We start from the raw sequence: 24158 nt of genomic DNA on the forward strand, positions 1-24158 counted from the left end.
CGCAGCGTGCACTTGTATAGCGTCCAGTGTTCAACCACCCGTTGATTCAAGCCAGGTCACGAACAGGTGCCCTCCCGCCCTCACCGACCGCCTCTGCCACGACACTGCCCGTAAACTGATCGACAGCAGTGCGGCCGGGGGGTCGTGACGTGAGCGTGGGGGTACGAGAGCGCCGATGAAGCCGCTGGACGCCGACAAAGACCCCCAGGTGCTGGGGCCGTTCGAGCTGCTCGCCCGGCTGGGAGAAGGCGGCATGGGAGTGGCCTATCTGGCGCGAAGGATCCCGCTGGACGGCCTCACGGACGAACTGACCGCTACGTACCACCTGGTGGAGCCAGACGAGGGCGCGGACGCCGCGGAGCCGAGGCTCGCCGTGGTCAAGATGATCCAGCCGCACCTGCTGGACAAGCCAGGGGCCCGGAAGCGGTTCGACCGGGAGATCGACACTGTCCGGGCCGTGGTCAGCGACCGTGTGCCCGCACTCCTCGCGGCCGACACCGACGCGCCGGAACCGTGGTTCGCCATGGACTACATCGAGGGTCCGTCGCTGCACAGGATGGTGAAGGAGTCCGGCACGCTCTCCGTGGGCCCTTACGTCGCCCTCGGCCTCCATCTGGTCGACGCCCTGCGCGCCATCCACGGAACGGGACTGCTGCACCGTGACCTCAAGCCGGACAACGTGGTGCTGGGGCCGGCCGGCCCGGTTGTCCTGGACTTCGGTCTTGCCACCCTCATCGAACGACGGACCAGCCAGGCGATCACCGGCCCCGGTGAAGCATGGGGAACCAAGCCCTTCATGTCCTACGAGCAGCTTCACGACTTTCCCAGTGCCAAGGAACCCACCGACGTGTATGCGCTCGGCGCCACGCTGTTCTTCGCGCTGACGGGCAGGCCGCCCTACCCTCAGGAGCCCCTACTCACCCCGCCCCACTGGAACGGTGTCGGCGCGGACTTCCGTCCGCTGCTCGCCCAGATACTGGTGGACATCCCCGACCGCCGCCCGGACCTGGACAAGATGGACATGGGGCTGCGGGCCCTTCTCCATGAAGCGGGGCTGACCCAGGACCTGGCGTTCGAGCAGCTGCGGGTGCTCGTGGCGGAGGCCGGCCTGGCTCCCGAGCTGCCCCCAGAGGCTCGCTCGGACGGTGTCGATCCGGCCGTCCGGGACCTGGCCCAGCGCGCGGTCGACGCGGGGGTGGCACCCGACGCCCCGTGGGCCGGGGGCACGCCCGTGGAGCTGTCGAGCGGTGGCGCGGGCTTCTTCGGCATCGTCGACACCGACGACATCGAGCTGGCCGAGGACGGAGTACCGGCCGAGTACACGCCGACAGCGGTGGACCGGCCCGAGGCGCAAGGGGCCGAGCCGCTTCCCGCCCCCGCCCCTACGGACGGGATCGCCGAGGCTCCCCCTGCCGAGGCACCCGACCCCACCAGCTACCCCCTCCAGCCCCCGAGGCCGCCCGAGAAGCAGCCGCCCGCCGCTCCACCCGCGACCCCGCCGCGTGCCGCACTGCGCGTGGCCGAGCGGCTGCGGAAGGCCTACGCGCACAGCGGCAAGCTGTAAGCGGCGGAGACGACACGGCCAGGGGGCTGCTCGGCTGCCCCGACGCACGCCACGCTCTCGCATGGCCCGGCCTGTCGCCGATTCCCCACTCCCCTCCTCCGTCCGCTCCCGCCCCGCCTCTCCGGAGCCCTAGGCTTCAGGGGAACGTCGTGCCCCGGCGGCATCAGCCACCGCCCGGCTTCATCGCCGCAGGGCGTTCCCCGTACAACCCGAAAGGACCCGCACACCATGCCCGACACCGTGCCCGGCAGCACCGAGGACCGCCCCGCCGCCCAGGCCACGGCGCAACCCGAGGGAGCTCCGCCCGCCGGCACGGTGATCGAGGTGCGGGACGAGGAGTGGATGGTCCGCAGCAGCGACGAGGTGCGGCCCGGCGAGTTCGTGATCGAGGCGGTCGGAGCATCCGAGCTGGTGCGTGGCCAGGAGGCCCGGTTCCTCGTGCCCACGATGGACCGGCCGCGGATCCTGTTCCCCGAGGACACCCAACTCCTCGGCGACCGCTCACCGCACTTCCGGCGCAGCCGCCTCTTCCTGGAGGCCGTGCTGCGCAAAACCCCACTGCCGCAGACCGAACGCCGGCTGGCACTCGCCGACGGCTTTCTCCTCGACCGCATGGACTACCAGCTGCGGCCCGCCGCGAAGGCCCTGGCGAACCCGCTGCGGCCACGGCTGCTGATCGGTGACGTCGTGGGGCTCGGCAAGACCCTGGAGATCGGGGTGCTGCTCAGCGAGCTGATCCGGCGCGGCCGGGGCGAGCGCATCCTCGTCGTCACGCCCGCTCCCGTGCTCGAACAGTTCCAGCACGAGATGTGGACGCGTTTCTCCCTGCCTCTGGTGCGGCTCGACAGCGCGGGCATCGCCCGGATCGAGCGGAAGATCCCGGCGGGCCGCAACCCGTTCACCTACTTCAAGCGCGTGATCATCTCCATGGACACGCTCAAGAACCCCAAGCGCTACCGCCCGTGGCTGGAGCACATCCGCTGGGACGCGGTGGTCATCGACGAGTCCCACAACCTCATCAACCAGGGCAGCGACCGGCGCGCCCTCGCCGACCTCCTGGCCGAACGCACCGACGCCCTCGTGCTGGCAAGCGCGACCCCGCACAACGGCGACATGCAGGCCTTCACCGGCCTGATCCGCCTCCTCGACCCCATGGCGGTCAAGGACCCCCGCCACCCCAAGGCCGAAGAGCTGGACCACCTGATGCTGCGCCGCACCAAGGTCAGCGCGGAGGTCGCGGACCAGCTCAAGGACCACTGGGCACCACGTGGCGGGTCCCATCCGGTGCGCTGCCAGGCGAACGACCTGGAGGAAGAGGTCTTCCAGGAGCTCGCCCAGCACTGGCTGAAGCAGCCCGACGCCCAGGCTGGTACGGAGGACAGGCTCTTCCCGTACGTCCTGCTCAAGTCGTTTCTCTCCTCGCACCGCGCCCTCTTCGTCACAGCCCGCCAGAGGCTCGCGAAGACGGGGCACCGGCTGCCCGATGGCCACAAGATCGTCGACGCGCCGCCGTCCGACATCGAGGCGCACACGCCCGAGACGGCCTCTCTCCTACGCTTGATGGAGCTGGCCCGGGCGATCGAGCGCGCGACCGGCGGGGAGGACGGGCTGACCGCCACGTCCAAGCTCGCGGGTCTGGTCGAGGAGCTGCGCCGCATCGGCGTGGGGGCCGGCAACGTGCCCCGGGCGGTCGTCTTCTCCGAGCGCCGCGAGACCCTCGACTGGCTCGGCGAGGTGCTCCCCCCACTGTTGGGCTGGAAGAAGAAGGACGACGCCAAGGCCGCGGTCAAGGTGCTGCACAGCACCGGCGTCTCGGACCGGGTGCAGATGGAGTACGTCGACGAGTTCGCCCGCGCGGGCGGCGACGTCCGCCTGCTGCTCACCGGCGACGGCGCCTCCGAGGGCGTCAACCTGCACCGCCAGTGCCACCACCTGATCCACTGGGACCTGCCCTGGAGCCTGATCAGGGTCGAGCAGCGCAACGGCCGCATCGACCGCTACGGGCAGTCCGAGCCCCCCGAGTTCCGCGCGATGATCCTCGAATCGTCCGTCGAGGGCGCCCTCGACGACACCGACATCGCCGAGAAGGTCCTCGCCCGTGAGGCGAGGGTGCACGCCGTCCTCGGCGCCGTGGAGGCGGCGACGAAGGAGAACGACGGCGACCTGGAGGAGAAGCGCGTCATGGAGGCGCTGCTCAAGGGCGAGGCACCGCAGGAGGCCGTGGCGGACTTGGAGTCCGTCCCCCTCGACGAGGGGGTCACGGCAGCGGACCTGCCGCTCGCGCAACAGCTGAACGCCGAGTTCGGCGCGGACGGCGACCCGTTCGAGGACACCGACTTCGACTTCGACACGGACTACGACGGCGACGCGGGCTTCGACTTCGACGACGCCCCGGACATCCCGGACACTTCTCAGGAGCAGACGGCCCCCACCGTGCAGCCCGCTCCCCTCCACCACGTCGACGAACTGCGCCTGTTCAAGGACCGCCGCGAGTACGTCCTCGCCGGCCTCGCGGAACTGGCCGATCTGGAGCCCTTCCGTCTGGACACCACCGTGAACGGCACCGACCTCAGCTTCGACACCCCGGACGACCTCGCCGACCGGCTCGACGTGCTCCCCTCCGCGTATCTGCGGGACCAGGGCATCACCCGCCGTATGAAGCTCACTTTCAGCAAGAAGGACGCGGCCGACTCCCTGAAGCGGGCCCGTGAGGACGCCGACTCGTCCTCGCTGTGGCCGGACGCGCACTACGTCGGCGAGCTGCACCCCGTCATGGAGTGGATCACCGACAAGGTCCTGGTCCAGCTGGGCCGCCAGCAGGCACCGGTGATCCAGGTGGACCGCACCCGCCTCCCCGAGCCGGTGTTCCTCACCCAGGGCGTGTGGTCCAACAAGGACGGGCGGCCGACGGTCGTCGCCTGGCTGGCCGTCGACCGGCTCGGCCGACCGGACGAGCAGCCCCGAATCAGGGAACTGACCCCGTCCCTCCTCGCCGACCTCGGCATCGGCCCCGACATGCCCGACCACTTCGCCGAGGGCGACCCGACCGCGCTCCAACGGCACGTGCCCGAGGCCGTGGAGGCCACCCGCCGCGAGATGAGGCTGCGCCGCGAGGACGCGGAGAAACTGGTCGACCGCCCTCTGCGGGAGTACGAGGAGAGGGTCGGCCTCTGGCGCGCGCAGACCCTACCCGGGTTCAGCGGCGGCCGCACCGCCCGCGACCGCGCCGCCGAGAACCTCGAAGAGGCGGCGACCCGGCTCCGTACGACGGGCGACCCGATGGTGCGGGTCCTGGCGGTCCTGGAGCCGAGCTCATGACCGCCTCCCGATGCCCTCGATCTCCCCGACCTTCCACCACTGACGCGATCCGGCAGGAGCAGCAAGCGTGAAGTTCGACGCTCTGACGAACGAGGGTGAGTACTTCCCGCCCTTCTACCTGGACGAGATCCTGCCCAAGCAGCTCAAGACCGGCCGCCTGAAGGAGTGGACGGCCGAGGAGCGCCAGGGCCGGCCCACTCCGCGCCAGGGCCTGCGGGACCTCACGGGTCCGTACCTCGACGTACGCCTCAGCGTGGGTGGCGAAGCTGAGAAGTACAACCTGCTGCCCGACGCCGACGGGATCGAGGCCCAGCGGTCGGCGGCGGAGGCACTCAAGGCACATGCGGGTCCGGATGGGTTGCCGGCCTTCCAGCCCGCGACTGCGCCCCGCGTCTACGACGTGACGCCGGAGGGTGCCTGGCGGGCGGGCCTGAGCGCCTGGCATGTGCGCGTCCTGAAAGCCCTGGGGTTCACTCCTGCCCCCGGGCACCTCACCGTGCACAGTGCGGCCGCTCCGGTCGCGGTGCCCGTGGCCCACAGCGAGCCCGGTGTCGCGGTCCTCACCGGCGGCTTCGCCGACGACGTGGCCGCCACGCGCGGCGAGGGCTCCGCCAATCGCCTGGCCGTCCCCGTCCGGGTGGCCTCGGGCAAGACCCTCACTACGGTCACGGACCTGGCGGCCTGGCTGCTGTCCGCCGACGACGCCCCCCGCTACGCGCTGCTCCTCTTCGGCGGGGTCGTCGTCCTCGCCGACCGGGAGAACTTCGCGCGGGGCCGTCATCTGGCGGTCAGCCTGGAGGTCGCGCTGCCCCGCAAGGGCCTCAAGGGCGCGACCGCCGGTGAACTCGACGTGATCGCGGCGTTGTTCGGGGCGCAGTCGCTGCGTCCGGCCGAGGACGGCGGGGACGACGACATCGCCCGCCTGGTGGCGGAGTCCCGGGACCACTCGGTGGGCGTGACCTCCGACCTGCGCGAGGGCCTCAAGAAGTCGGTCCATCTGATCGCCAACGAGGTGCTGGAGCTCGCCGGCAAGAAGAAGGTCCGGCCCGACGACCTCCCCGAGTGGCTCCCGGGCCCCCTCGCGGACCACGGCGCCCTGCCCCGCCTCCTCACCAACGAGTCGCTCCGCTACCTGTACCGCATCCTCTTCCTCCTCTACGCCGAGGCCCGCCCCGAGCTCGACATCCTCCCGATGAAGAGCCCGGAGTACACCTCCGGGTACAGCGTGGGACGGCTGCGCGAGCTCGTGGTCCAAGAGAAACTGTCCAGTGCCTCGCGGGACCGCCACCACTTCCACGACTCGCTGGCGCTGCTGTTCGAGAAGGTCTTCACCGGTCATCCGGTCGCGGAGACGGTCACCTCGCGCGAGGCAGTGGCCGACGTCGGCGATGAGACACCGGAGCTGGCCGAGGACGACGGCTACGCGGGCGTCCGTATCGAGGCCCTCCGGTCGCGCCTCTTCGACCCGACGTCGATAAAGCTCGTTGACCAGATCATCGCCCACCCCGCCGACCCGACCCGCCGCCTCGATCTGCGGCTGCGCAACAGGGTCCTGCACCAGGTGCTGCGCAATCTGACGGTGGTGGAGGGCCGGGGCCGTGGCGGGAGGGGCGGCTTCATCTCGTACGCCAACCTCGACATCAACCACCTGGGTGCCGTGTACGAGGGCCTGATGTCGTACACCGGGTTCATCGCCGACGAGCCGCTGTACGAGGTCGCCAAGGGCGGTGACCCGAGCGGCGGCTCCTGGCTGATCAAGGCGAGCCAAGTTGCCTCGCAGCGGTACCCGAACGACGTGTTCGTGGGGACGGAGCGCGATCCGGAGACCAATGAACTGGTGCCGGTGCCGCGCAAGGTCGACTCGTACGTCTACCGTCTCGCCGGCCGCGACCGCGAGACGAGCGCCTCGTACTACACGCCGAAGTCCCTCACCGAGGCGACGGTCGAGCAGACCCTGCGCTTCCGTCTCGACGAGAAGGGTGAGGTCGACCCCAAGGAGCCGGAGAAGGCCTGGATCAACGCCGCGGATGTCTTGAAGTGGCGGGTGTGTGAACCGGCTCTGGGGTCTGGCGCGTTCCTCAATGAGGCCGTCAACCAGCTTGCCGAGCTGTATCTGAAGCTCGCCGAGCGCGAGCGGGGTGTGGAGATCGACCCCGAGGACTACCAGCGCGAGCTGCAGAAGGTGAAGGCGTACATCGCGCTGCACAACGCGTACGGCGTCGACCTGAACGAGACGGCTGTCGAGCTGGCCGAGATCTCGTTGTGGCTGAACACCATGCACCGGGGCATGAAGGCGCCTTGGTACGGCCTTCACCTCCACCGGGGCAACTCGCTGATCGGCGCGGTCAGGAAGGTGTACCCCGGCAACACATTGAGCAAGGGCGGCTGGCTGACGGCGAAGGAGCCGCAGAAGCCCCGGCATGTGCCGCTGGGGGAGAAGCTGAAGGTGCGGGAGGTGCACCAGTTCCTGCTGCCCGCGATGGGGTGGGGGTCGATCGGGGAGAAGGTCTCCGTCCGGACGCTGAACAAGGGGACCTCGGAGGAGGTCGTGAAGGCCGTTGTTGACGGGAAGGTCGTCGACTGGCTGGAGCCGGAGCTGGTCGAGGCGCTGCGCAAGTGGCGGTCGGCTATGCGGCGCAACCCGAAGGGGGACCCGAGGCGGGCGCCCGCGCCGAAGAAGAAGGTCGCTCCGACTGGGGAGAAGCAGGCGCAGAAGGATGACGCGCTGGGGCAGGGCGCGTTCGATCTTGGGCTGGAGATCTGGGAGCAGCCGACGCTGGGGATTTCGGCGGCGGGTAGTGGTGGCAGTGGTCCGTCGCGGGTGAAGGCGACTGTCGCTCCGGCCACGTCTGGGCAGGACGATGAGGGGGAGCCCGGGGCCAGGACGCAGACCGGGCGGTTGATCGGGCTTGGTCGGCGGGTCGAGTACCTGTGGGACCTCGTCGTCATGCGGCTGAAGCTCTCCGAGGAGGAGATCTCGCGGCATGTGGATGTGTGGGGGGCGGCGGTTCCCCGGGACGGGGAGGGCGGTGAGGAGCGTCGTCGTCCTCCGATGGACCGGGATGCGGTGCTGAAGGCGCTGACCCGGGTGGGCACTCCCTACTGGCGTCTTAAGCAGGTCATGGACGCCTGGTGCGCGCTGTGGTTCTGGCCGCTGGAGGAGATCGGCCTGCTGGACGGCACGGACGAGTTCCAGTACCTGCCTAATGGAGAGGATCTCACGGCTCTGCCCAAGGGGCATGCCGGGCGGAAGGTCGCTCTCAAGTCCATCGAGGACTGGATCGAGTTCGCCGAGGCCGTGCTCGGACGGGTCGACGTGGACACGGGGGAGGGGCGGCAGGTGTCGCTGTTGTCCTTCGAGGGTGTGACGGACCTTCGCGAGCTGGACGAAAAGGAGCACGAACTCGACGAGAAGATGACCGAGGCCACGGCTTGGTCCCGGCCGGCGGATCTCGGCGATGTGTTCCCGTGGTACGAGTCCGTGCAGCGGATCGCGGACGACCGGGGCTTCTTCCATTGGGAGTTGGACTTCGCTCATGTGTTTGCCGAGGGCGGGTTCGACTTGATGGTGGGGAATCCGCCGTGGGTTCGGCAGGAGTGGGACGAGAACGGGGTCCTCGCGGAGGCCGAGCCGTGGTTCGTGCTGGGCGGCAAGGACGCTGAGGCCGACCGGGAGTGGAACGTCGCCGAGGTACTGGGTAAGCCCGAGAACCGGTCATTCTATCTGGGTGAGCTGGGGACCGTGGCGGGGGTTTCGGAGTTCCTGTCGTCGGCGGATACGTATCCGGAAATGGTCGGGACTCGGCCTGATATGTATCGGGCGTTCATGCTGTCGGGGTGGCGGGCTATCGGCGAGCGGGGCATCGCTGGTCTGATTCATCCATCCACGCATCTGACGGGATCGAACGAGGCTGTCCTGCGCGGCGCTGCTTATCGGCACCTGCGGTTCCACGCGGACTTCACCAACGAGCTGCTCATCTTCGCCAACCCGGTCGGAAACAGCAGCCACTTCAGCGTCAATGTGTATGGCAAGGACCAGGACATCCATTTCCAGCACATGAGTTGGCTGCTGCATCCAAGCGTCCTGGTCAAGTCCGTCCGCCACACCAAGAAGGACGACCCCCTGCCGGGCGTCAAACACGAGGGCAAGTGGGACCTGCGCGCTCACCAGGACCGGATCATCACCGTGGACGAGACGCGCCTCACGGAATGGCTCGAACTGGCAGGAGAGGAGAATCCGCCGCCGGCCGAGCAGGCCAAGCTCCTCTATCCCGTGACGCGAGCCGAGGAGTCCGCCATCAGGGCCCTCGCGAAGTGGCCGCACCGGCTCGGCGCACTGCGTCCACGGATCAGCGGGGGCTTCAACGAGAAGACCGACCGCACGAAGGGCTACTTCACCTGGACCCCGAGCGAGGTCGACAGCTGGCGGGACGTCATCCTCCAGGGGCCTTTGATCCATGTGGCCACACCGCTTCACAAGCAGCCACCAGAGGGTGGCTCGAAGAGCATGCGTGATTATGAGGCGTGGGATCACGGGAACCTTGCGGTGGACGCGGTGCCGCGCACGAACTACCGGCGCGCGGTGCCGATTTCGACTTATTACGCGGCTCTGTCCAGGCGCACATGGACCGACTTGGAACTACTCAACGAACTGCAGAATGACGAGCAAGTCGCCGACGTTCTCCGAGAAGTCACGGATGACGAGGACGAGCAACAGGCCACGCTCAGCAGCTGGGCTTCGAGGCCCTATTCGCGCTTCTTCCGCCTGGCTTGGCGTCGGCAGATCGCATCGAACACGGAGCGCAGCCTATTTGCGGCTCTCATCCCGCCTGGGCCAGCTCATGTCCACATGATGCACAGCGCCGTGCTGGACAGCGGCAGAGAGACAGCGCTGACCGCAGGCTTCTGGGCGTCGTTGCCGCTGGACTATTTCCTGCGTGCCACCGGTCGCTCCGACCTCCAGAAGGGCGAGGCCGAGGTCATGCCCGCCCCCACGGAAGACCATCCCCTCGAAGGAGCCCTCCTCCTCCGCACCCTCCGCCTCAACTGTCAGACCAACGCCTACGCCCCTCTCTGGAAGGAGCTGTACGACCCTGCCTGGCAGCAGGACACATGGGCCGCCTCCGAAACCTGGCCTGAGTCCACGCCCCCGCTCGCCGAAGGCGTAGGCCGTACCTGGACCCGCGACACACCCCTCCGTACGGAGTTCGCCCGTCGCGCGGCCCTCGTCGAAATCGACGCCCTGGTCGCCGTATGGCTCGGCATCAGCGCCGACGAACTCGTCGCCATGTACGACGCCCGGTTCCCCGTACTCCAGCAGTACGAGGAGAACATGTGGTTCGACGCGACCGGCCGCCGTATTGCCAAGGCACACCAGCAGCACGGATACGGTCAGCCCAAGGACGCTTGGAAGACTCTGAGTTCACACGACGAGTTCCCGAACGCCTACACGCTCCCTGATGGTTACACCGACCCCCTCTACCAGGCTCGCCGCAAGGCCGAGATGAAGGCGGCCCATGCTGAGTTCACCCGTCGTATGCGCGAAGCGTGACGCAGGGGAGCCCTGCCGCCCGACAAGGACCGGCAGGGCTCCCGCGTATGACGGCGACCGTCAGGCCTCCCCGACGAACCCCGCCCACGCCTCGCGTGACACACGGATGACCGGTCCGGCCACGGCTTTGGAGTCCCGGATGTGCACAACTCCCGTACTGGCCGCGACCTCGACGCAGTCGCCGCCCTCGGCTCCGCTGTAGCTGCTCTTGCACCAGGTGAGTTCGGACTCGGCGGTGTTCATAGCTCTCCCAGCAACTTCTCGACGAACTGCGAGGACTCTCGCGGAGTGAGAGCCTGTGATCGGATGATCCCATAGCGGGCAGCGGCGAGAGCTGCCTGTTGCGGGTCGGTTTGTAGGGTGCTGGTTCCCTGAGCCTCTGCGTATGCGAACTTCTTGCCATCGTCGCGGGTGACGACGGTGAATGGCCCATCCACGCCCGCGCTTTCTTCACAAGTGAGCGGCATGACCTGGATCTCGACGTTCCGCTTCTGGCCGATCAGAAGCAGGTGCTCCAGTTGTCCTCGTAGTACGCCCTTTCCGCCGAGTCGGCGCCGCAGTACCGACTCGTCCATCACGAAGCTCAGCAGTGGTGCGGGCCGCCGGTCGAAGATGTCCTGCCGAGCGAGCCGTGCGGTCACCCGTTGCTCGACCGTCTCCTGGTCCAGAGGTGGCCGCCGCATGTCGAGCACTGCCCTCATGTACTCCTCGGTCTGGAGGAGCCCTTTGACCATGAGGGTGTCGTACGAGAGCAGCTCGATGGCCCTCTTTTCCAGGCCCGCCATCCCCTGAAAGAACACCGGATACTGAGCCCGCTCCACCTGCTCCTTCCACAAGGTCAACAACCCACCCGCCCCCAACACCTCATCCGCCTGCTCGATCGTCCTCGGCGACGGAATCCTCCGCCCCTGCTCGAACGACGCGACAGTCGACGCCGAATACCCCAACCGCCGCCCGAGCTCCTCCCGCTCCAGCCCCGCCCGTACCCGCAGCGTCTTCATGCTCTGCCCGAACGCGGTGACGACACCCTGCCCGGCCTTGTCCGCCGCAGCCTGCCCGCTGCCGGCGTCGTCGCCGTCGTTCTCCCAGGTATCCCCGAAGCTCACCGTCACCTCCTCTCCCGCCGCCACAGCCCCGACCTCCGCGCCCGTTCCCTCAGTCACCACTACCGCCTCCCTGGCCCAACGCCCCCACAGAGGTGCCGTCACGCCGCGTGCCTCGTACTGGTACCGACAACGCGCGTGCAACCGGCTCGCGTCGGTGCGTCACCACTGGTCACGCTACGCGACCGGCGACACCGTTGTCGGTATGACGAACAAACCCGGCACCCCCACCCGCACCACCCAACCCACACGCCCCGCCGACTACTTGATCACCCCTCACGCCGCCTTCGACCACGCTTTCGGGATGCGCTTCACCTCTACTCCACGCGGCGCCCGCCTCGCCCGGCGACTCGCCGCGAACCGGCTCGACGCCTGGGGGATCCCGTACGACACGTACCGGCACGACGCGATCGTGCTGGTGGTCGCCGAACTCACCGTCAACGCTGTCCGGCACGGTCACGTACCCGGCCGGGACTTCCACCTCCGCCTCCAGGTGATCGCCCTCACCCAGACCGTCCGTATCGAGGTCACCGACACCCGCGCCGAACGGATGCCGCCCCGCCCGGACGCCCTGCCCACCCCCGGCGCTGAGGACACCGGTGGCCGAGGGCTGCTCCTGGTCGCCGGGCTCGCCACCCGCTGGGACTGGCACCTGCGCTCCGACGGCGGCCCGGGCAAAACAGTCTGGGCGGAGTGCACACTCACGCTCCCGGGGTGACCCCAACTCGTCCGAGACACCCGCATGAGCTGCGCATCAAGGTCTGTTCAAGGTTTTCCCACGGTCGGCGGCGAAGACTCCTTCGCGCCGGGTCAGGCGAGGCAGGCAAAAGCCCGGCATCCCACATCAGGACCGAGGACGCAACGGCTCAGAAGGGGACTTCATGAGGTGGAGATTACTGTCCATGTTCTTGGGCGCGGCGCTGGCACTGACGGGAGCCATCGTCCCGTCGACCGTGGCGGGCGCGGCAGTTCAGGGTGCCGCCGCTGCCTGTGCCTTCGATGACGCGGGCACGAAGCGAGTGCAGTCCCTCTACGTGCGCTCGCCGGCAGGTGCCGATCGCTACGCAGAGATGGCACCCCGGATCGCCGACATGGCCAATCAGATAGGCGGCGCCATCAACAAGTCGGCGTTGAAGACGGGCGGGGCACTCACCGTGCGCCATGTCCGAAATGCCGACTGCACGATCAACGTGGCCAACGTGACGCTCTCGGCCAACACCAACATCATGGATTACGACGCCGTGAAGAACGATCTGGCAGCGCGTGGGTGCAACAGCGCCGACCGCAAGTACCTGATCTACCTGCAGACGACCGCCTTCTGCGGCCTGACATCCGGCGGAACACTCAATTCCGGTCCCTCCTGGGCCATGGTCGGCTCGGGTTGCTGGAGTTGGAACCCGGCAGGACACGAACTGCTGCACGCGCTGGGTGCCGTGAGCCCGAACGCACCCCACGGCACGCCCGGGGGCCACTGCTGGGACGACCCCGACATCATGTGCTACGACGATGACGACAATCCCGGCACGTATCCGCTTCAGGACTTGTGCCCCAAGGCGTTCGCGGATGACGTGGACTGCAACAACGACGACTACTTCAGCACCGATCCCCCAGCCGGCACCTGGCTGGCCGACCACCCTGAGGCGAACGTCGCCAGGAGTCCCTTCCTGACCACCAACGCGCTGTTCGCCCCCGTGTACACGGGCACCAAATCGGTCACCACCGCGCGGGCAGGGGCAACCGCGTACGTGACCAAGTACCAATCGGACATCGGCTGGACCGCGAAGGCGAAGATCGTGACGAACACGAGCAGCCCGTTCTATTCGTCCGTGCTCGCGGTGCGCACCTCGGCCGGCGTCCGATACGTGCCGCCGGCCGGCGTTCCCCGTGGTACAGCGGCCTATGTGACCGTGGATCTGGATGCCGCGCTCGATGTCAAGCTCTGTGAGGGCAACGCCGCCGCGAAGGGAGGCTGCACCGCCACCTGGTGGTAGCTCTACCCCCTTTCACGGCCCGTCTGCTCGACCGAACGGTCGAGCAGACGGGCCGCTGGTTTTCGGACGACTCCGATCGAATCCTTTGTCAACGCCGAACGGCCCGTCACACTCGGTGTGTGCCGCATCCAAGGGTTCGGGGGCCGAGGTGACCGTGCTGTTCACCCTGCTGGGAGATATCGGCATGCGGGTGGGGACACGGCCGGTGAACCTGGGCCCGGCGCTGCAGCGAGCCGTGCTGGCCGCACTGCTCGTGGACGCCCCGCACGCCGTGTCCGTGGACCGGCTGGCCGAGCGCGTCTGGGGGGACAGGCTGCCCGGCCGCTCCCGCGACTCGCTGTACAGCTATCTGTCCCGCCTGAGAACGGCCCTGTCCTCCGCTTCCTCTGCGGACGAAGCGGCGCGGATCGCCAAAGAACCGGGCGGCTACCGCCTCATCGTGAACCCGGACGCGGTCGACCTGCACCGGTTTCGGGCACTCGTCGCGAGCGCCCGGGCCGAACAGCACGACGATACCGCCGCCGACCTGTTCGCACAGGCGTTGCGGCTGTGGCGCTCCGAGCCCTTCGCCACCATGGACACCCCATGGTTCAACGCATTGCGTGACGTCCTCGGGCAGGAGCGGCTCGAGGCGGAACTGGACCGCAACGAAACCGAGTTGCGCCGGGGCCGGCATGCGGGGATCTTCCCCGAGCTGTACCGCCAGGCCGAGAAGCATCCTCTCGACGAGCGGCTGGCCGGCCAGCTCATGCTGACGCTGTACCGCTGCGGCCGTACCGCCGACGCACTGGACCACTATGAGACGGTCCGCGTGCGCCTGGCCGAGGAGCTCGGCATCGACCCCGGCGCGCCGCTGCGACGGCTGCACCAGCAGATCCTGACCGCTCACCCCTCCCTGGATCATCCGGTGCCGGGCCCGGACGCTGCGAGCGTGCTCGTGCCGCACCAACTGCCGGCCCCGCCAGGTGTGTTCACCGGTCGTGGACCCGAGCTGGAGCGGCTCGACCGCGCACTGGGGGAGCATCGGACCGGCGGCACGGTGGTGATCTCCGCGATCGGAGGGATCGGCGGTGTCGGCAAGAGCTGGCTGGCGTTGCGGTGGGCCCACCAGAACGCCGAGCGCTTCCCCGACGGTCAGCTCTACGTCAATCTCCACGGCTTCGACCCGGCGTCGGCCCCCATGGCGCCGACGGCCGCGGCACGTCGGCTCCTCGGCGCCCTGGGCGTCGACCCCGCCAACATTCCGGCGGATCCGGAGGCCGTGTTCGGCCTCTACCGCAGCCTGCTCGCGGGCAAGTCCCTCCTGATCGTCCTCGACGACGCCCGCAACGCCGACCAGGTTCGGCCGCTGCTGCCGGGCAGTGCCTCGTGCACCGTGCTGGTGACCAGCCGCAAGCACCTCACCTCACTGGTCACCACGCACAGTGCCCAACTGCTCCAGCTCACCGTCTTCGAACCGGCCGAGGCCCGGGACCTCCTCGTCCGCCACCTCGGCACGGACCGGATCGCGGCCGAACCGGGGCCGGTCGCGACGCTCATCGAGTGCTGCGCCGGCCTTCCGCTGGCCCTGGGGATCACGGCCGCGCGGGCCGCGGCACACCCCGACTTCCCGCTCGCCGTGCTGGCCGACGAACTGCGCGAGACCACCGGCCGCCTCGACGCCCTGGAGACCGGCGATCTGACCGCGAGCCTGCGCGGTGTGTTCGCCACCTCGTACCAGGCACTCACTCCCGCGGCCCGGCGACTGTTCGCGCTGCTGGGGCCCGCGCCCGGCCCGGACATCGGCCTCGCCGCCGCGGCGAGTCTGGCCGGACTCCCTCCTGCCCGTGCGCGTGCGCTGCTGACCGAGCTGGAGACCGCGCACCTGGTCGAGCAGCATCGCCCCGGCCGGTACCGGACGCACGATCTGCTCCGGCTCTACGGGACCGAGATCGGGGATGGCGAGCCGGCCGAAGCCCGGGCGGCGCTGGACCGGGTGACCGACTTCTACCTCCACACCGCCTTCGCCGCGGTGAGCGCGATCGAGGGACCCGACACACCGTTCCGCCCCCGTCTCGCCCCGCCGGTCCCCGGCTGCACTCCGATGGACGCGGCGGACCGCGGCACAGCGCTGGAGTGGTTCGCCGCCGAGCACGCCTGCCTGATCGCCGCCCAGGGCACCGCGCTGTCCCAGGGCAGACACGATGCCGTGTGGCAGCTGGCCTGGACGCTGATCAACTTCCATCTGAGCGGGCACCACCTGGAGGAGTACCACGCCCTGTGGCACACGGCTCTGACCGCCGTGGCACACCTCGACGACCAGGGGCCGCGGATCCTCACCCACTGGCGGTACGGCCACGCCCGCGCGCTGAAAGGCGAGTTCACCGACGCGCTCGCCCACCTGGGAAACGCGCTCGGCCTGGCCGAGGACAGTGCGGACACCGCGGCCCAGGCCCACATCCTCCGCACTCTGGGCTGGGTATGGGAGCAGAGCGGGGACTGTCAGCAGGCCCTCGAGCACTCGGTGCGCGCCCTGCACCTGTATCTGAGCCTGGACAACACGTTTTGGCAGGCCAACCAGCTCAACGCGGTGGGCTGGCTGTACGCGCAACTGGGCCGGTACGAAGAGGCTGAGTCCCACTGCGAAGAGGCCCTGGCCCTGTTCCGCGAGTCGGGCCGGGCGGGAGCCGAGGCCTCCACGCTGGACAGCCTCGGCTACGTGGCCCACCGGACCGGGCGGTGGGAGAGCGCGCTGAGCCACTACGAGCAGGCCCTCGCCCTCTTCCGCTCCATCGGCGCCGCCTACGACGAGGCAGACACTCTGGCCCATCTCGGCGACACCCACGAAGCCATGGGCCACAGCGGCCCGGCGCGTACCGCCTGGAGGCAGGCACTCGGCCTCTACCGCGCCCAGAACCGCGCGGGCGGCGCCGAGCGGATGGGACAACTCCTGGGAGAAGCGGAGGCGGAAGGGGCCGCACCCCCGTGACAGCCCCGCAAACCGCCTCCGGAGCGGTCCGTCAGCGGGCTCGCCAGTATTCGTAGCCGAGGTCGCCGGTCAGGCCGCCCTTGCCCGCGCAGTAGGCGTAGGACCAGACATTGGTCGCCCACCTCGTGGTGCCGTACACCGTCTCGCCATTGCGGCACACGGCCGTCGCACGGAACTTGTAGTTGCCGTTGCCGCTGCACTTGACCCCGAAGGTGTTGCCCTCCGGGTCCAGCCACGCATCGGCGGGGCAGTCCAGTGCTGCCGCCTCCCTGGTGGAGGCGGTTCCCGGTAAGGGCGCCGCGGTGGCCGGCAGTACGGCGGCGCCCAGGATCACCGCGGCGGCCCCGGCCGCACCGACCAGCATTCGACGTGTACGCATGGGTCAACTCCTCGTCTTGGGCAGCCGGGGCCCGGATGCCTTTCATCCGAGTCCGCTCAGCTGCTGGTCACCAAGGTCGTCGGTCGGCCCTGGCTAAACCTTGGACAGACCTTGGTCCGCTCCCGCGAACGCGTGTGCACTGTCAGTGCCCGGTCGTAGAGTGGAGCGTGATCAGTCCAGGCGGTGACGGGTGCCCGGACACGGGAGACGGGGGCCACGGCGCGTCATGAGACCCACACTCGCCGCGCGGACGCTGCGCGACACCACGGTCGAGTATCTGACGACGACCTTCGCCCTGGCCGAGCCCGACACCCAGGACGCCCTGGAGGCCTTCCTCACCGACCCGGCCGACGGGCTCTTCCGGGGCCCCTACCTCCGTATCCGGCGTCCCTTCCGGCCGGCGGAGGACGGCTGGGAGCGGCACCTCGACTGGTTCCCCGGTCGCTTCCGGCCCTACGCCCACCAGGCGGAGTCGTTCGCTCGGCTGACCAGCAAGGGCGGGCATCGGCCCCAGCCGACGCTTGTCACGACCGGCACCGGCTCCGGTAAGACGGAGTCCTTCCTCATCCCCGTACTCGATCACTGCCGTCGCGAGCGGGAGGCGGGAAAGGCGGGGATCAAGGCCGTACTGCTGTATCCCATGAACGCGCTCGCCGGTGACCAGGCCGGGCGCCTCGGTGACCTGTTCGAGGGGGACAAGCGGCTCGACGACGTCACGGCGGGGCTGTACATCGGTGAGGCCTCGGCCGCCCGCGGGTCGGAGCCGCCGTACGGGCGCGTCATGGTGGACCGCGCCGAGATCCGCCGCAACCCGCCGGACATCCTGATCACCAACTACAAGATGCTGGACCTGCTCCTCCAGCGGCAGCAGGACGCCTCCCTGTGGCGGGACGCGGACCTGGCGTATGCCGTGATCGACGAGTTCCACACGTTCGACGGCGCGCAGGGCACCGACGTGGCGATGCTTCTGCGCCGCCTCGCGGCCGTGGTCGGGGCCGCCGAGAAGGGGCGGCCGCTCGGGTCGATCTGCCCGGTGGCGACCTCCGCGACGCTCGGCTCCGGCGGCGGGGCGGGCGGGGCGCGGGCCATGCTGGACGTGGCCTCGCAGGTGTTCGGCGTGCGGTTCCCGGACGACGCGGTTGTGGGGGAGGACCGTCGGGACATAGACGAGTTCCTCTCTCCCGTCGACCACTCGCTGCCCCTGCCGTCCCCCGAGGAGCTGGCCGGCCTCCCGGACCCGGTGCGTACGCCCGGCGGCATGGACGCCCTGGCGCGTGCCACGCTGGGATGCGACACGGCCGACCCGCGCGAGCTGGGGAGACGGCTGCTCGCCCACCCCCTCACACGGGCCCTGCTGCACACCAAGGACGCGCCGCTGACGGCCCTGGAGGTGCTCGAAGGCTTCGACGCCACGTCGGCCTGGCGTGCCGTCGCCGCGCAGGCCCCGGACACGGCCGCCGCCGCCCTGGCACGCTTCATCGCGCTGATCTCCGTCGCCCGCGATCCCGACGCGCCCGCCGACAAGGAACGGCCCCTGCTGCTGGTGGAGACGCACCTGTGGCTGCGGGCGCTGTCCCGCGTGCTGCGGTTCGTCAGCCCGGAGCCGGTGTTCTCCTGGTCGGACACCGACCAGGCCGCCCTCTCCGAGCAGAGCCGTACCGATGCCGACCGGCAGGCGGTGACTCTGGCCGCGCAGATGGAACGGCGGCGGAAGGCGCGGGCCTCGGGGCGGCTGCCGGCCGCGTACTGCCGGCACTGCGGGCGCTCGGGATGGTCCGCGATCTGCCCTGACCGCAACCCGCAGAACCTGGTGCACGCCCCGGACGAGATCTACCGCGCCAGCGTGGCGGGCGGGGCTGCCAAGGGCCGGGTGCGGGCGATGATCGCGGCCACCCCCGCGGAGGCCGCCGAGCAGGCCCGCGCCACGCTCGCGCGCCGCGCCCAGCGTGGACGTCGGGGTGCCGCGCACGACGCGACCCTGATGGTCCTGGAGGACAACGGCACAACACTGCGCAGACTGGAACCGGACGAGGTCCTTCTCGACGGCGGCGGGATCTCGCCCGCCCCCGACAACGGCGTCTATGTCTGGACCTGGTACGAGAACCAGGAGCGCGGCGACTACTCGAAGCAGGACCGCTGCCCCGCCTGCGGGCAGGCCCAGGGCATCCGCTTCCTCGGTGCCGGTGTCGCCCCGCTCGCCTCGGTCGTGGTCACCCAGCTCTTCACCGGCGGTGAGCTGCCGGACAAGGATGAGGAGAAGCGGGACCGCCGCAAGACGCTGATCTTCAACGACTCGGTGCAGGACGCGGCGCACCGCGCCGGCTTCGTGGCGAGCCGCGCCTGGAAGTTCTCGCTCCGGTCGCTGATCCACGAGCAACTGTCCCTGCGTGTCCGCACGGATCCCGCCTTCGCGGCCGACGGTGTCCCGCTCAACGAGCTGATCGCCTCCTTGGTGAGCCGAGCCGCCGTGCAGGAGGAGCGGGTCCTCGCCTCCGTCGTCCCGCCCGACCTGCACGACATGGCGCAGGTCAAGCGTCTGCTCGAAGGCCGCAAGCGCATCCCGGAGTCGACCTGGGAGCTGGTCGGCCAGCGCCTCGCCTTCAACACGCTCCTGGAGTTCGGCCTGCACTCCCGCCTGGGCCGTACCCTGGAACTGACCCGCACGGTCGCGGCCGAGGTGCACCTGCGGGAGCCGGAGAGGGCGGCCAAGGCGGCCGAGGCGCTGTTCGGCTTCCACCAGGGGCACCTCCTGCCCGGCGCCGCGGGTCCGGCGGGCGGACCCCCCGTCCCGGGAGACTCTGAGCGGCTCCGCTACTTTGAGGGATACGTCCGCGGACTCCTCGAACACATCCGTCAGATCGGCGGCATCCACCACACCTGGCTGGACGACTTCATCGACGAGGAGGGCCGTACCCGCTACCCGGTCTGGACGGGGCGCCCCCCGGGGATGCCCGCGTTCGGCCGCAACTCCGAAGCCCCGGCGTTCGTGCTGGTCGGCGCCCGCAGTGGGAGTACGGACTTCGAGCGGGTGGACACCCGGGACAGCTGGTACGTCGACTTCACCCAGCGCTGTCTGCATCTCGACCGGCAGACCGCGGGGGAGTACCTCGCCGCGCTGTTCGAGCAGCTGGCCCACGACGACATCGGCGCGCTGGCCCGGCGGCGGACCAACACCGCCGACAAACTGCAGGGCCACGGGGTGTACGGGCTCACACCGGGCCATGTGCGGGTACGCCCGTTGGACGACGAGCAGACCGCACACGCCGTTCTCACGTGCCGGGAGTGCGGCTGGACGCAGACCGTGCCGCCGGAGAAGGCCTCCGTGTGGCAGGGCATGCGCTGTCCGCTCAAGCGCTGCGAGGGAGCCCTCACCCGGCCCTCCGAAGAGGTCGGCGGCCGGGCGGCCCGCGATCCCCGCTCCGACTACTACCGGCGTCTGTACCGGGAGGCCAAGCCGTACAGCGTGGTCGCGGCCGAACACACCGGTGTACTCAAGCGCAAGGAGCGCGAGGAGGTGGAGAAAGGTTTCCGGCGCGGCGTCAAGCACACCGACCCCAATGTGCTGTCCTGCACCCCGACCCTCGAACTCGGCATCGACATCGGTCAGTTGGAGTCGGTCATCCTGGCATCGCTGCCGCCGTCCACGGCCGGCTACGTGCAGAGGGTCGGCCGCGCGGGGCGCGCCACCGGCAACGCCTTCATGGTGTCGCTGGCCGACACCAGCCCCCGCGCGCTGTACCACCTCGCCGAACCGCGCCACCTGATCGCGGGTCCGATCCTGCCGCCCGGCTGCTTCCTGTCGGCGGGCGAGCTGCTGTGCCGTCAGTACACTGCGTTCCTGATCGACCGCGCGGCCCGGGGGGCCCTGGAGGGCGTTCTCCCTCTGCCGGATCGGGTCACACAACTCGTCGGTCGAGCTGGCTGGTTGAAGCATTTCCGCAGCGGTACGGTCGGCCGCCTGGATCTCGCGGACGAATTCCTGCACCTGTTCCCCGAGATCGACGGCGTTCCCGGATCCGGCGCTTCCAGCGATGCACGCAAGGTGCTGCGGCGGTTCGCGGCGGAGAAGCTGGGGCAGGAGCTGGACGCCGCCGAGCGCGCCTGGCAGGCCGAGCGTGACGAACTCGTCCACCGCAAGATCATGATCAACGAAGCGGCGGACGCGCTCCAGGAATCCGTGGACGACGAGGCCAGGGAGAAGCGCACCCTTGTCCGGGAGGCGACCGGCGTCACCAAGCGGCTCATGGAGATGGCCCAGGCCGACGCCCAGGGCTTCCTCGTCGAGCACGGGCTGCTGCCCAACTACAGCCTCGTCGAGGACGGCGTACGGCTGGAGGCGATGCTCACGTTCAAGGAGCCCGTGCGCAAGAGCCGTACAGCCGGCGACAACGCGGGCGCCGGAGGCGCGCCCACCACCAAGTGGAGCAACGAACCGCGCGTCTACGACCGACCCGCCGAGGCGGCCCTCACCGAACTCGCCCCGGGCAACGCCTACTACGTCCGCGGCTACCGGCACGTCGTCGACGGCTTCGACCTCGGTCCCACCAGGAAAGATTCGGAAGCTGGCCTGCCCGTGGGACTGCGGACCTGGCGGATCTGCCGGGAGTGCGGCCACGTCCGCACCGGCGAGCGGGCCGAGCAGGACACCTCGCCCTGCCCGCGCTGCGGCGGCCACGGCATCGGCGGACGCAGCGCCGTCTTCCAGGTCGTCGTGCCCCGCAAGGTGACCGCCCACGACAAGCGGGACGACGCCCGCATCGTCGACGACCACGAAAACCGGGTCCGGACGACCTACACGACCGTGACCGCCGTCGACGTCGACCGGCGGAACATCAAGGAGACCTGGCGCCACAAGAACAGGACCTTCGGGGTGGACCACGTCCGTGAGGCGGTCATCCGCCGCTTCAACCTCGGCAAGGCCCGGCACGGGCGTCCCAAGGACACCTACTTCGCCGGCACCGAGGTGGCGGCCCCCACCAAGTTCACCGTGTGCCCGCGCTGCGGCGGCGCCACCGACCGGGAGCCCGGTAACAGCCCCACCCAGGACTCGCTCAGCCAGTCCCTGCTGGGCCGCCCCGAGCTCGCCCACCACCGGGCCTGGTGCCCCACCCGCCGCCGCGACAAGCAGGCCATCCCCGAGGACGTGCAGGTGATCACCGCCACCGAGCACCGCACGGAGGCGCTGCGCATCCTGCTCCCCGCCGCCACCCTGAACGTGCCCGAACGCCTCGCCTCCTTCTCCGCCGCACTCCACCTGGGCCTGGCCCGGCGCTACGGCGGCGACCCCGCGCACATCCGCTCCGCCCCCGCCACCGAGCCGGACCGGGAGAGTGATCTCACCCGCAACTACCTGGTGCTGTACGACGCCCTGCCCGGCGGAACCGGATATCTCCAGCGCCTGGTGGAGCGCGAGGGAGAGGAGTTTCGGGCTGTGCTCGCCGAGGCCCAGGACGCGCTGCGGGCCTGCCCCTGCAAGGACACCCCGCGCCGCGCCTGCCACCTCTGCCTGCTCGGCTACGCCCCGGAACGGGACTACAAGGACCTCGACCGGCAGGAAGCCCTGTGGATGCTCGACGATCTGCTGGGCACCGACGGGCACAGCGGATGGGACTTCCAGAAGGAGTCGGCCGACGCTGAAATCCGTTTCGCCCGCCAGGCGGAGAGCGACCTCGAGCGCCGTTTCATCGAGGCCCTCGATCGGTGGCTCGCCGCCCCCGAGAACGGTGCCGTCGCGGACCACGACGAGACCCCGACCGGCAGGCAGGGCAAACAGTTCACCCTCACCCGGCCCGGCGGCGCCCCGGTCCGCTGGGAGGTCGTCGCCCAGAAGGACCTGCACGGCTACCGCACCCGGCCGGACCTCCTCTTCCGCCCGGTCGCCGGGGACACCACGACCGACGGCGCACCCCCGCTGCCGATCGCCGTCTACCTCGACGGCTACCGCTGGCACGCCTCCTCCCGCACCAACCGGATCGCGGGTGACGCCGCCAAGCGCGCCCTGCTGCGCGCCGACGGCATCCTCGTCTGGCAGATCACGTGGGACGACGTGGTGGCCTGGGAGAAGGAGCTGAATGCTCCGAAGGACGAGCCGGCCGAGGACACGGACGAGGCGCGCGATCCGCTGGCGCCCGTCATCGCGGGGCCCGAGGCCGACGCGGCCTGGCCCCCGTACGACGTGGCCTCCCCCACGGGACCGGGGGCCATGGTGCGCAAGCAGTGGGCGAACGCACGGCGGGACCCCGCAGAGGCCGACACCCTCCTCTACGGCGGGGCGATCCCTTCCCTGCTGGGCTTCCTGCGCGACCCGCGGCTGAACAAGTGGCAGCAGCTCGCCCAACTCGCGGTCAGCGCGCCTGCCTTCCTCCGCAGGAACGACCTCGTCGACGCCGACCCGTCGACGGCGACCGGGTGGATCGAGGCCGCCGTCCGTGACGAGCCCGCCCCCGCCGTCACCGGACAGGGGCTCAAACTGCTCTCCTTCCAGGACGGTTCAGGACTGGCACTCGTCCTCGCCGGAGCCCAGCGCGCCGACGCCAAGGCGCTGCGCTGGAGCGCCCTCGCCGTGCTCGACGACCGGGCCGAAGCGGTCCGAGGCGACCGGCCCGATCACAGGCGTCGTTGGAAGGCCTGGTTGAGCTGGGGGAACATCCTCCAGTTCCTCGACCCCACCGGTGCGGGCCAGGCCGACGGACTCGCCCTCGCCCGTTCGACGCTCGACACCTTCGATGCCTCTCTGCTCGCCGCCACCGCCGGTTCTGGTACGGGCCTCCTGGTCGCGCTGCGCGGAGACGCGCCGGGCACCGGACTCGCCCTTCCTGAGTGCCTCGACGAGGTCGACGACCGCGCTCATGGCGTCAACCCGATGGAACCCGAAGTCCAGCCGGAAGCGGGGACTCCGGTAGCGGGCGAGGGCATGACTCCAGTGGAGCGGACCGCCTGGCAGCTGGTCGTCGGAGAACTGTCCAAGTGGGGAGATCCCGAGGTCGCGTCGCTCGCCGAGCAATTGTCGGCTTATGAGGACGTGCCCGCCGGCAAGGCGGGCTGGGATGTCGACGGCGTCCCTCGCACCATCGAACTCGCCTGGCCCGCCCATAAGATCGGCATCGTCCTCGGGGAGGACGCCGAGGACACGGAGTACATGACTCAGTGCGCGTCAGCCGGCTGGCACGTACGCGCGCCGGGTGACTGGGACGTGGAGGAACTCGCCCGGCTGCTGGGCGAGAAGGGGGTGGCGCAATGAACTACGGGGCGGGTCGGCCGGGGGGCCGGGCCAGGACGCGGGTC

10 protein-coding genes are annotated in these 24158 nt (G+C 69.9%); 7 read left to right on the forward strand and 3 right to left on the reverse strand.

The window, feature by feature from the left end:
• Positions 1-175 precede the first annotated feature (175 nt).
• The 3 genes from U5640_RS32170 to U5640_RS32180 all read left to right on the forward strand — a co-directional run bounded on the left by U5640_RS32170 (position 176) and on the right by U5640_RS32180 (position 10433).
• A complete protein-coding gene (locus tag U5640_RS32170; RefSeq protein ID WP_340380329.1) occupies positions 176-1564 on the forward strand; it encodes a serine/threonine-protein kinase in 1389 nt (462 codons plus the stop codon).
• 228 nt (positions 1565-1792) lie between these two features.
• Positions 1793-4882: a DEAD/DEAH box helicase gene (locus tag U5640_RS32175; protein WP_340380331.1), complete on the forward strand. Its 3090-nt coding sequence runs from the start codon at positions 1793-1795 to the stop codon at positions 4880-4882.
• Positions 4883-4949: 67 nt separating this feature from the next.
• Complete coding sequence (locus tag U5640_RS32180) at positions 4950-10433, forward strand: DNA methyltransferase (protein ID WP_340380333.1); 5484 nt, start codon at positions 4950-4952, stop codon at positions 10431-10433.
• A 60-nt stretch (positions 10434-10493) separates the two neighbouring features.
• Here U5640_RS32180 and U5640_RS32185 read toward each other — a convergent pair whose 3' ends face one another.
• Together U5640_RS32185 and U5640_RS32190 are read right to left on the reverse strand one after the other, a co-directional pair.
• On the reverse strand, positions 10494-10676 hold the full coding sequence (locus U5640_RS32185) for a DUF397 domain-containing protein (RefSeq protein ID WP_340380335.1): 183 nt from the start codon (positions 10674-10676) through the stop codon (positions 10494-10496).
• The gene (locus tag U5640_RS32190; RefSeq protein ID WP_340385469.1) at positions 10673-11539 is read right to left on the reverse strand and encodes a helix-turn-helix transcriptional regulator; all 867 of its coding nucleotides are present in this window, start codon (positions 11537-11539) and stop codon (positions 10673-10675) included. Before U5640_RS32190 ends, U5640_RS32185 begins: the two co-directional genes overlap by 4 nt.
• Positions 11540-11741: 202 nt before the next feature.
• On the opposite strand from U5640_RS32190, the gene U5640_RS32195 reads away from it, so the two are divergent.
• The 3 genes from U5640_RS32195 to U5640_RS32205 all read left to right on the forward strand — a co-directional run bounded on the left by U5640_RS32195 (position 11742) and on the right by U5640_RS32205 (position 16495).
• Positions 11742-12254 (forward strand): ATP-binding protein, encoded by a 513-nt coding sequence (locus U5640_RS32195; protein WP_340380337.1) that lies wholly within the window; start codon positions 11742-11744, stop codon positions 12252-12254.
• A 184-nt stretch (positions 12255-12438) separates the two neighbouring features.
• A complete protein-coding gene (locus tag U5640_RS32200; RefSeq protein WP_340380339.1) occupies positions 12439-13527 on the forward strand; it encodes a hypothetical protein in 1089 nt (362 codons plus the stop codon).
• 148 nt (positions 13528-13675) lie between these two features.
• Positions 13676-16495 (forward strand): BTAD domain-containing putative transcriptional regulator, encoded by a 2820-nt coding sequence (locus U5640_RS32205; protein WP_340380341.1) that lies wholly within the window; start codon positions 13676-13678, stop codon positions 16493-16495.
• A gap of 31 nt (positions 16496-16526) precedes the next feature.
• Here U5640_RS32205 and U5640_RS32210 read toward each other — a convergent pair whose 3' ends face one another.
• On the reverse strand, positions 16527-16874 hold the full coding sequence (locus U5640_RS32210) for a hypothetical protein (RefSeq protein WP_340380343.1): 348 nt from the start codon (positions 16872-16874) through the stop codon (positions 16527-16529).
• 226 nt (positions 16875-17100) lie between these two features.
• On the opposite strand from U5640_RS32210, the gene U5640_RS32215 reads away from it, so the two are divergent.
• A complete protein-coding gene (locus tag U5640_RS32215) occupies positions 17101-24114 on the forward strand; it encodes a DEAD/DEAH box helicase (RefSeq protein ID WP_340380345.1) in 7014 nt (2337 codons plus the stop codon).
• Positions 24115-24158 lie beyond the last annotated feature (44 nt).

It is taken from the genome of Streptomyces sp. SS7 (assembly GCF_037993025.1).
Classification (GTDB): domain Bacteria; phylum Actinomycetota; class Actinomycetes; order Streptomycetales; family Streptomycetaceae; genus Streptomyces.